The organism is Vibrio sp. 10N.222.52.B7 (genome assembly GCF_041474275.1).
Lineage (GTDB): Bacteria > Pseudomonadota > Gammaproteobacteria > Enterobacterales > Vibrionaceae > Vibrio > Vibrio crassostreae_C.
On sequence record NZ_JBFRTU010000602.1, the window covers coordinates 1 to 323 of the forward strand.

Sequence of the window (323 nt, forward strand, 5' to 3'; positions counted from 1 at the left end):
AGAAGGCGCTCAAGCTGCGGCTGACGTATTCTGGGCTCCAATGATGAAATCAATGACACGCATGCAGCGTCGTCAAGATATCTTCATCGGTGGTAACAACGAAGTTAACCCAGATGAAATTTGGGTAATGAGCATGGGTCACTTCATGGGTCTGTACGACGCTGAATACCAAGGCATGCGCCCTACTGGCAAGATCATGAACGTTCGCTACGCAGAATTTAACTGTGTTGTTGATGGCAAAATCACAAAGACAGGCCTGTTCCTAGATCTTCTAGGCATGATGGACCAAGCGGGTTGCTACCCACTTCCACCATCAACAGGTA

The 323-nt window shown here is 48.3% G+C and carries 1 pseudogene; it reads left to right on the plus strand.

The features are described 5' to 3' along the window. Positions 1–323 (plus strand): annotated as a pseudogene (locus AB4512_RS24395) (nuclear transport factor 2 family protein); the annotation flags it as partial.